Genomic DNA, 9155 nt, shown 5'->3' on the forward strand with positions numbered 1-9155 from the left:
GGTATGACCATCATCATTTTATAAGAACCGTTGAGGTTGGTCTGCTAATGCCCCTTTCCCAGTAACCATCCCTGCTGACTAGAGACTTCAAATTCCTCAGTTTGGAAACATGATATAATTGGGTGCGTACATCGTGTATGAGTGACGATTTCAAGTGATTTTAAGGCAAGGCTTTTCATAAATTTATGATGAAAGATGGGGGTTAGCCTGGATAGCATGATTAAGCAAATCGAAAGCGCATATGGGTTCTCAATAAATTCATACATCCCGGCTCCGCGCGGTTGGTGGGCGGAAACATATGTTTTAGATACAAGTAGAGGTAAATACTTTATTAAGATATTTGTTGACGAAATGTGTTTTGAAACAGAGTTAAGCGCATCGCTTGATATTCATTTTGAAATGGCAGAACATATTGAATACATACCAAAACCGATAAGAACCGTGGACGGCATTTTGCTGCACACATTGGACAATAATAGGGTTGTCGCTTTATACACACATATTAACGGCACAAATTTTAAAACCAATGATGCCCGGTTAATATTGAGTTTAATGGCGAATATCTATAAATTGGATATTAAATGTAAAAACCACTGTCAATTTCCCTTATATGGGAAAAAAATCATGAATGATTTGCTGACAGACAAATATCATACGAAATCTGAGATTCTGATTGGACATATGAAACGCAACCGTGATTTTTTTATGAAATATTGGAGTATTTACGAAGAGCTGGTCTATAAAGTTCGGAACAAACAGAATAAGCTCTATTTGACGCATGGCGACCTTGGCGTCAATTTAATGATTGACAATAACCGGAAAATATTTATTGTGGACTGGGACAGCATCCATTTAGGGCCTATTGAACGTGATTTGAGAGAGTACATAGATTCAAGCACAGATATAGGGCAGTTGGAGGCTATAGCAAAAAATGCAGGTCTGTATTGGGAATTTGACAAGGATTATCATAACTATTTTCTGTTAAACGGTTTGTATGACGATTTGGGAAACTTCTTTTATGAAATTGATCTGGAAGCGGCAGACGGAGAAATCAAAATCGCAGAGAGGACAACTGGGCAGCAACAATATATAAATACTATAGAAGACAGATTGATTTTTTAGCACTTGACCGCTTTCCGCTCTTGGTTGTCAAAATTGTAGTCCGATAATATGGAGATGTCTTTCCAAAAATTTTCATAGTAATACGCTCGGCTCGGAACGTTTTGAATTCCCCGCTTACATTCAAACCAACATCTCACTTGCGCTCGACACCCATCGACTTCCACTTGGTTTACTAAAGCGATTTGTTTGCCTGCGTCGAACAAAACCTGTCTTGGCTCTCATGTCAGATGCACGTCACGCTCTTCCATGTCGCAGCCCGCTATCTCTTCCACAACCATGATGGGGCATCCTGCTCTATCAATCACTTATCCCCCCAGTTCTCCGGGAATTCCGGCTCACTTTCTCTATGCACCAGTTCCTACAACCGATTCCCCAAACAATTAACAATCATTTTACTTTTCCTTCACAAGAATACTAGACCAATATTCACATTCGCCCGGTATCCTGCACTTGTATATACAAGCAGAGCATGCCGGGCATTACTTTTTGTGCTGGAGGGAGACCAATCATTCGTCGCTACTTAGAGATACGAAATGACATTTTACAGCGCATTACACTCGGCGAGTGGCCGCAGGGAATGTTGCTGCCAAGTGAAAACGCACTTGCAAAAGACTATGGCGTCACGCGTGTAACGGTTCGCCAGGCGCTTCAAACATTAGAACAAGAGCGTTTTGTCACATCTCGTCAAGGGGTGGGCCGTTACGTCAATCCGCGTGTGGATCAGGTCGTCTCCATGCTCACGAAGCTCGAAAGCATGGATAAGATGATGGCGATTTCGGAAGCGACAGCCAGAAAGCAAATCGTCGAATTTGTTCCCATTCAACTTTCGGAAGAAGAGGCGCGACACCTCAATACGCAGCCATCGGCAGACGCGATGCGCATGGTGCGAATTCGCTACGTAGGAAATCTGGCCGCTGCCGTTTCCGTCAATATCTTCCCGCTTCAATATGCGCCACCTGAAAGTGTAGCGGGATCCATTCTCGACACCTTGGACGATCACGGCCATCACGTGGACTATGCGGAAACAGAGGTGCTCATTCCAACGAAGGAAGACGCTTATCTCCGTTATCTCACAGAAGACGACGCGCCGCCCATTTTGCTGCTTCGCCAACTGCACATGAACATGCAGCACCAGCCCATCTTTCTGGCATTCGATTATTTGAATATGAACGTGTTTTCTATCCAAGTGACACGTCATCGCTAAATTTGCGCAAGTAGAGATTGAACCGGCAGTGAGAGGGGGAGTTCATGGCGACGATTGGTACAGGATTTGCACCCAAGGAAATCACCGGGGAGTCAGAAGTTGCAAGTATGAGGAACCTCTATCATGCAGAACTTTAAATCCGAGGAGGAACAAGTGTGAAAGCAAAAATTGCGATGAGTACAATGGCAATTGCAGCCTTATCGAGCATGGTGGTCGCAGGTTGCGGAGATCCGTCTTCAGCGAATACGACAAACACCGCCTCTGGCACTGCGGCGAAAACGACAAGTGCGAAGACCGTCAACATGACGCTTTACACGAGCGGTGACGTCAACGTTCAGACCCTCTGGCAGAATGACTTGATTCCGATGTACCAAAAGTCACACCCGAATGTTCACATTCGGGTTGTCTATTCCGCAGACGGGGTGAATGACACGGCGACGCAGGACAGAATTACCGCGGCTGAGAAGGCCAAGAAAAACTCCGGCTTTGACATCATTGATGCTGGATTCGTGACGAACTTGGCGCAAGCAAACCTCCTGCAGAAATTGAATGCCAAAGAAATCCCCCTGATGAGTCACGTGGATGCAGCACTCTTGAAGCAAAGTGACTACGAAGGGCTTCCATATCGCGCGTCTTCCGTCGTACTCGCCTACAATTCTGACTTCGTCAAAAATCCACCAAAGACGCTATCAGCGCTATTGACGTGGATCAAAGACAATCCAGGAAAATTTACGTACAACAGCCCCAGTAGCGGCGGATCGGGCGACGCTTTTGTCACAAATGTCGTCCGTAGTGAGATGCCGTCCGCACAACAGCCAGCGATGGTGAGCGGTCAGGACAAGAGTTTGGAGAAATACTGGACCACTGGATTAAATACGTTGCACAGTCTGACGCCGGATATCTATAGAAACGGGTTCTATCCGAACGGCAACAACGCCGTCTTGCAACTGCTTGCCAACCAATCCATCTGGATAGCCCCAGTCTGGTCGGATATGTCTTTGGCTGCGCTCGCACAGCATCAATTGCCGGCATCTGTTAAGCTCCTCCAGCTGACACCGCCTTTCAACGGAGGGCCAGCAGACGTTGGCGTCGTTGCCAACAGTCCAAACAAAGCGGCCGCTGACGCATTCCTCAATTGGCTGTTGACACCTCCCGTACAATCCATTGTCGTCAGCGAAATGGATGGGTATCCAGGCGTAGAGTGGAAATACATGCCTGCATCGGTGCAGAAAAAGTTTGCGTCGATTTCGGGATCATTCTCCACAGGCATCTCTTCCTTCTACAGCAACGACTTGCATCAGCTGTGGCAAAACCAAGTAGCTGGTACGCCATCAAAATAGATATCATTCGTAAATTACATCGTGGATGGCTGCCGGACGAACCTTCTCCAGTAGCCATCCGAAATTCGAGAGGAGGACGTGTCTGTGCGCAAAGGGCGATTGTTTGGCTTTTTGCTTGCGGCGATCCCGTTTGCTTTCATCGTGATATTCGTCGGCTTACCCACCGTTGAGGCCATTGCCTACTCGCTGGGCGTAACCGGGGGACCCAATCAAACAGTGAGCGACATGGCGCAAAATCAAATTGTTGCCCACCACGGCATTACGTTTGGCGTCTACGCACAACTCTGGCATACAGCATCCTTTCGATCCGACTTTTTCTCCACAGTATGGGTTTCGCTTGTTTCCGTTCTGCTTCAACTCTTGATCAGCTACGCCATCGCGCTGTATTTACGGATTTCCGACAGCCGATTCGCGCGGATCGTGTCTACGCTCTATTTGATTCCCATGTTCATTCCGGGCGTGATCGCCGCCTATGCGCTTGTAACATTCTGGAACCAGGGCGGATATGCAGACGCAATCGCACATCACCTTGGCGCTGCCCACTTTCCGAGCTTCGGCTATACCTTGCCAGGCATTATCATCGGACAGATCTGGACGGGGTTGCCGTTTACCGTTTTGCTTTTAGCGTCTGGACTTCGTAGTATTCCAGACTCGGTCGTCGAAGCTGCGCGTGATGTCGGGGCAAGGTGGTGGACTGTCTGCGCTCGGGTGCTCATTCCAATGAACCTGCTGCCAACCGTGATTGTGTCGACATTTGCCATGATTGGCGCGCTCGGCGCTTACACCATTCCCTATTTGATGGGTCCCACAACGCCACAGATGCTTGGGGTCGCCATGACCAATTACTACGGGTCTTACAACGAGCCGGAACAGGCGGAAGCCATGGCAGTCATGGTGTTTGTTGTGGCCGCATTCGTTGGTTTCCTCTATGTTTGGGCGAATCTCCGACTAGATAGAAAGTCAGGTGCCAGCCAATGAGTGTCTTTGAAAATTCATTCTCGTCGCCTGTTGCCTCGCGCCCATTGAAGCCGACTAGGCGCGCGGCCACCGCAGCCAATCGCTCCCTAACCGTCGCCTTGCTGCTTGCGCTCGTGGTGTTTATCTTAGGCCCGCTCGTCGTGCTCGTCGTCTGGGCGTTTGCCGGCGAGTGGTTCTATCCAGCGTTAACACCACAGGCATGGTCTCTTTCTTGGTGGCATCAAGTGCTCTCCAGCGCGCACTTCGGTCACTCAATTGTCCTCAGTTTCATTTTCGCGCCCGTTGTCACCGCCGTTTCGGCTGTGATTTGCCTTCCAGCGGCATATGCGTTCTCTCGCTACCAATTTCCCGGAAAACGCATCATGTTTGTCGGCCTGTTTGCAACAAACGCCTTCCCCAAAATGGGCCTGTACATTGCCATGGCAAGTTTGCTTTATTCGTTTCATTTAATGGATACCTTTCTAGGCGTTGTTCTCGTTCAATTGTTAAATACGGTCGTCGTCATGACATGGATTCCCGCAGCCGCTTTCTCCGCAGTGCCGAAAGCCCTGGAAGAGGCAGCACGCGACGTTGGAGCAGGAAAGTTTCGCACATTCCTACACGTGACACTGCCGCTCGCAAGGCCAGGCATTATCGTGGCATTGATCCAAGCATTTCTTGCATCGTTTGACGAAGCGCAGGGCACGTTTCTCGTCGGTGCGCCGAACTACACCACCATGCCCGTCGAAATGTATACCATGGTGACGAATTATCCGCAACAAGCGGCAGCCGTCTTCTCCATTCTCTTGACCATCCCCTCCTTCGTGCTGTTGCTGCTCATCCGCAAGTACATTGTCGGAGGCTATTTAGCGGCAGGGTTCCGCATGAAATAAACGTCAATGAAGTGATTTTTAAAATGTCTTGTATTGATACCTGGACATTCAAGTGGAGGCGAAGCACAATGGCGGATTTATCACTCGTGCAAGTCGGCAAACGCTATGGGGATCGAACAATCATAGAGGGTCTTGACCTTCATGTTCAATCAGGAGAAATGGTCTGCCTGCTTGGCCCGTCAGGCAGTGGCAAAACGACGATATTGCGCATGATCGGTGGATTTATCAATTCCAATGAAGGCCAGATCATCATAGATGGTCTGCCTGTCACGAACGTCCCGCCGGAACGCAGACCGACTTCCATGGTGTTTCAACAGTATGCGCTGTGGCCAAACATGACCGTCTACCAAAACATCGCTTTTGGATTAAAGTTGCGCAGGTTGAGCAAAAGGGAAATTTCACAACGCGTGGCGGAAGTTCTGCAAATGGTCGATTTGCGCGGTCTCGAAAAATATTACCCCGCACAATTGTCCGGTGGACAGCAACAGCGTGTGGCATTAGCGCGTGCGTTGGTCCTGACGCCAAAGGTGCTGCTGTTGGATGAACCGCTCAGCAATCTGGATGCACAACTGCGACACAAAGTCCGAGAGGAAATCCGCGAGATTCAGCAGCGTCTGCACATCACGACCATCTTCGTCACACACGATCAAGACGAGGCCATGTCCGTATCCGACAGAGTCGCCGTGCTGTCCGAAGGTCACATTGAGCAGTTTGATACACCAGACAATCTCTATCTACATCCAGAGACCAATTTTGTCGCGCGATTTATTGGTTCGATGAACGTATTCCGCGGCCGGATTCGCAATGGATTTGTCTATGCGGAGTCTTCTGAGCACAATGAGCCGGTTCCGTGCGAACACTCGAATGCCACTTCGACCACCCCGGTCGATCTCGCCGTTCGCCCGGAGGACATTCTTATCACGAACGACATCGGCGCCACCGCGCGCGTCTTGCGCCGACTACCGCGAGGGCACTATGCAGAAATTGTCTTGGAAACGTCACTCGGTACATTGAGAGCCTTTGTGCCAAATCAATTGTCCATCGGCGAGATCGTGAAATTTCGCTTTGGCCGAGCATTGGTGTATCAGGGGGGACGCTTAGTGAAAGAGGAGGCAAATATGGCGCAACGAGTGGCGCAAGAAGGGGCAACGATATGAAGCTGCGTGTCGACATATGAGGCAATCGCCCTTCGCCTAGCACAAAAGCTGGGTGAAGGGCGGTTTAAAACTTACAAATAAGTCAGGTAACCCACTGATATTCACTTAAAAATATGCTCAAATTGCCGCTCATTTGAAATGGTGTATCTTTATTCGCCTCATGAACATACCCTTCCAATTTAATTTCTGGATTTTTAAAATCAAGCCGTTTCGAATCACCAAACACTTCTTTTATTGGGGCGTCAAACGTGAACTGTGTGGATTGTCCTCGTTTCAGATTGACGAGTTGTTCGCTCGTTTTGCCTGCGACAGCAAATGGAGAAATGGAAATCACTTTTCCCTCGTATTTTATTTCACTGCTGAACAAAAACCCATTAGTTTAGCAATCATGGCAAAACATCAAACTCAACAGGCCAAATCACGCATCCCGGAGAGCAGTGTTGAGAAGATACTGCATCGCAATAAGCCGCAATTGAAGCATTTGTACCATCGAGAATTTTAATCATACTCGGAGGTGTAGTCGTCACCAATGGCCTAAAGCTAAAATTAATAAGTTTCGTTACCGGTGTAGCATTGGGATGAACTGGTATCATTAGACCATTTGACTTCGTTCCACTTTTGATGACCTTTTGTTTTAGGTAACTGCAAATTGCGTTTACTGAAGGAGCGTCTTTTGCAAGGAAAGTAATCAATTTCTCGGGCGTGGTGATATCATAACGTATATATCCTGACAATTGTCCGTCAATCACGATGGCAGACGTCTGGATACGCCTTCCATGACTCAACCAATCCAGTATGGAATCCCCCGGCTCGAGCGCTAGGTCTGTATCTGAAAACCACAGTTCCCACATTGATCGTAATTCTTTTAAATCCCTCTGTTCGACCCGGCGTTCTTCAACATTTTCGCTAACTGTTGGTAGGTCATCAAATTGAACCTGCAAACAACACTGTCCGAACATTTTATTCAAATAGCCAAATCGTGGATAATACGACGGGTGCCCTACGAGTAGAGAGAATTGATATCCCTTGCGCTCAGCTCGTATATGTCCCTCTTCAATCAATTTTGACCCAATACCCCTATTTTGAAATTCTGGGTGAACCGCAATTGGAGCTAAAATTACCGCTTTCAATGTCTCTCCGCCAACACGTACCAACTGGGGAGTAAACAGTGCATGACCGACAATTCTCCCCTCATATGCGGCGACTACTGACAACTCCGAATCAAATGTTAAGCGATTTCTTAAGACACTAATCAATGGAACTTCACCAATTCCAGAACTGTAATTGAAAGTAGTGGCATTCAGTTCCGCAATTTCATGAAAATCCTCAAACCGCTCTGAGCGGATAGTGATCCCATCGTGAACCAATGAAAATCCCCCTTGTGAAGCTGTAATATACTTTTAATGGACTATATTTAATTTTTTGCTCGAAAGTACAGGAACTGTCCCTGTACGGTGGTGCATTTTCATACGCTTCTCCCACTGCAAATTCAGAAATCAGGAATCACAAATTCCGTAAAAACAAGCAGCTTGTGTTAAACGCGATAGTACTTGCGTCGCTTTCCCCCAAAATCCGAACAGGCTTAGGGCAACCTCTAATGGTTCGAGATAACGATGACGTTTCATTGAATCACACCCAATACAATTCCGGCGGTCGCATCCAAACGAATTAGCTCGCCATCCGTGATGGTTGTCGTTGCCGTTTTACATCCGACAACACAAGGAATATTGAACTCTCTGGCTAGTATCGCGGCATGACAGACGACTCCGCCACGGTCTGTAATCATGCCAGAAATCAAATGCGCTATCACGATAAAATCAGGGGTTGTCATCGGTGTAACAAGAATATCCCCCTTCTTTACCTTCTGGAAATGCGCATTTTCCGAAACGATACAGGCCCGTCCTTGGGCACTGCCTCTACAAGCTGTCATGCCACTTGCTAAAAACTCCTCCGCATCATTTGGATTGTCACGATCTTGGCTCGTCGCTTGACGTTCATCCAATAAAGCACGAAGCTCTTTGCTCCACGGGTTGTTTTTGGCCCATTGCCCTCTTTTGATCCCAAGTTCTGATAGCGTTTCCCATACATGCATTTCAAAAATAGCCTGATCAAAACACATGATTAGGTCGAACGGTTTCATCTCGTCCAATCTGCTCAGGGCGTAGATATATCTGGCCTTTGAATAAGGCATATGATTTGCAAAAAACGCCAACGGCTCCCTTGTTGCGTCGATGGCTGTGCGCATTTGTAATTCATTTTCAGTCGTACGCTTCAACTGATACTTGTAAATACTTTGATAAGCTTCCTGCAATAAGGGTTTGAACTTATGCAGTTGCTCCCCGTAAGCGATTCGAATCTTATTGAAAATAACCATCCTCTTTCGTTGTCTGTTGTTTTTGGAACACAAAAAGACCATGGCATCATCTGCCATGGTCTTAGCGATTCACTGAAAACATGTTCTGTTGAAGAAAACATGTTCAAC

9 protein-coding genes are annotated in these 9155 nt (G+C 47.5%); 6 read left to right on the forward strand and 3 right to left on the reverse strand.

Features of this window, described 5'->3' with window-relative positions; genetic code table 11:
• Positions 1-216: 216 nt before the first annotated feature.
• From ACFSB2_RS18780 to ACFSB2_RS18805, 6 genes are all read left to right on the forward strand, one after another.
• The gene (locus ACFSB2_RS18780) at positions 217-1122 is read left to right on the forward strand and encodes a protein kinase family protein (RefSeq protein WP_377944625.1); all 906 of its coding nucleotides are present in this window, start codon (positions 217-219) and stop codon (positions 1120-1122) included.
• Between the two features lie 469 nt (positions 1123-1591).
• Positions 1592-2326, forward strand: a complete 735-nt coding sequence (locus tag ACFSB2_RS18785; protein ID WP_377944626.1) for a GntR family transcriptional regulator — start codon at positions 1592-1594, stop codon at positions 2324-2326.
• A gap of 155 nt (positions 2327-2481) precedes the next feature.
• On the forward strand, positions 2482-3666 hold the full coding sequence (locus tag ACFSB2_RS18790; protein WP_377944627.1) for an extracellular solute-binding protein: 1185 nt from the start codon (positions 2482-2484) through the stop codon (positions 3664-3666).
• A gap of 84 nt (positions 3667-3750) precedes the next feature.
• Positions 3751-4644 carry an ABC transporter permease gene (locus tag ACFSB2_RS18795; protein ID WP_377944628.1) on the forward strand — a complete coding sequence of 298 codons (894 nt, stop codon included), beginning with the start codon at positions 3751-3753 and terminating at the stop codon, positions 4642-4644.
• Positions 4641-5516 carry an ABC transporter permease gene (locus ACFSB2_RS18800; RefSeq protein WP_377944630.1) on the forward strand — a complete coding sequence of 292 codons (876 nt, stop codon included), beginning with the start codon at positions 4641-4643 and terminating at the stop codon, positions 5514-5516. Before ACFSB2_RS18795 ends, ACFSB2_RS18800 begins: the two co-directional genes overlap by 4 nt.
• Positions 5517-5584: 68 nt before the next feature.
• A complete protein-coding gene (locus tag ACFSB2_RS18805; protein WP_377944631.1) occupies positions 5585-6673 on the forward strand; it encodes an ABC transporter ATP-binding protein in 1089 nt (362 codons plus the stop codon).
• Between the two features lie 82 nt (positions 6674-6755).
• Here ACFSB2_RS18805 and ACFSB2_RS18810 read toward each other — a convergent pair whose 3' ends face one another.
• From ACFSB2_RS18810 to ACFSB2_RS18820, 3 genes are all read right to left on the reverse strand, one after another.
• On the reverse strand, positions 6756-7007 hold the full coding sequence (locus ACFSB2_RS18810; protein WP_377944632.1) for a hypothetical protein: 252 nt from the start codon (positions 7005-7007) through the stop codon (positions 6756-6758).
• 52 nt (positions 7008-7059) lie between these two features.
• Positions 7060-8040 carry a GNAT family N-acetyltransferase gene (locus tag ACFSB2_RS18815; protein WP_377944633.1) on the reverse strand — a complete coding sequence of 327 codons (981 nt, stop codon included), beginning with the start codon at positions 8038-8040 and terminating at the stop codon, positions 7060-7062.
• A 254-nt stretch (positions 8041-8294) separates the two neighbouring features.
• Positions 8295-9104, reverse strand: coding sequence for a PEP-utilizing enzyme (locus tag ACFSB2_RS18820; RefSeq protein ID WP_377944634.1), 810 nt, complete (start codon positions 9102-9104; stop codon positions 8295-8297).
• Positions 9105-9155: the final 51 nt, after the last annotated feature.

Source organism: Alicyclobacillus fodiniaquatilis (assembly GCF_042678105.1).
Lineage (GTDB): Bacteria > Bacillota > Bacilli > Alicyclobacillales > Alicyclobacillaceae > Alicyclobacillus > Alicyclobacillus fodiniaquatilis.

Bases quoted from the DNA above. Each gene is read 5' to 3' on its own strand.
- ACFSB2_RS18805 (WP_377944631.1), top strand. From the start codon at position 5,585: ATGGCGGATTTATCACTCGTGCAAGTCGGCAAACGCTATGGGGATCGA.
- ACFSB2_RS18800 (WP_377944630.1), top strand. From the start codon at position 4,641: ATGAGTGTCTTTGAAAATTCATTCTCGTCGCCTGTTGCCTCGCGCCCA.
- ACFSB2_RS18780 (WP_377944625.1), top strand. From the start codon at position 217: ATGATTAAGCAAATCGAAAGCGCATATGGGTTCTCAATAAATTCATAC.
- ACFSB2_RS18785 (WP_377944626.1), top strand. From the start codon at position 1,592: ATGCCGGGCATTACTTTTTGTGCTGGAGGGAGACCAATCATTCGTCGC.
- ACFSB2_RS18820 (WP_377944634.1), bottom strand. From the start codon at position 9,104: ATGGCAGATGATGCCATGGTCTTTTTGTGTTCCAAAAACAACAGACAA.